At 52.5% G+C, this 354-nt stretch carries 1 protein-coding gene; it reads left to right on the top strand.

From position 1 onward, the window contains the following. Nucleotides 1-17: 17 nt before the first annotated feature. Nucleotides 18-354 (top strand): CHC2 zinc finger domain-containing protein (locus G4417_RS16650; RefSeq protein WP_243872189.1); only part of this gene is annotated, 337 nt, incomplete at its 3' end.

The following is a 354-nucleotide window of genomic DNA, read 5'->3' as shown; positions in this document are numbered from 1 at the left end:
TTCAAGGAGGGATAGATTTGAATGTATTTGAAGCTGTGAAGCAGTCCGTCACAACAAGACAGGCTGCGGAGCATTATGGAATCCATGTAGGTCGGAACGGGATGGCTTGCTGCCCGTTCCATCACGATAAAACCCCAAGTATGAAGCTGGATCGGCGTTACCACTGCTTCGGCTGCGGTGCTGATGGGGATGTGATTGATTTTACCGCCGCCCTGTATGGGCTGGGAAAGAAAGAAGCCGCCGTACAACTGGCACAGGACTTCGGGTTTTCCTATGAGGACTGGAAACCGCCGGGAAAGGCAAAAAAGCCAAAGCCCCGGCAGAAATCCCCGGAGGAACAGTTTCAGGAAGCAA

The sequence above is a fragment of the Blautia wexlerae genome, from assembly GCF_013300825.1.
In the GTDB taxonomy this organism is placed as follows: Bacteria; Bacillota; Clostridia; order Lachnospirales; family Lachnospiraceae; genus Blautia_A; species Blautia_A wexlerae_B.
The sequence above is the reverse complement of the archived record's forward strand: the minus strand, read 5'-3'. Positions and strand labels throughout refer to the sequence as shown.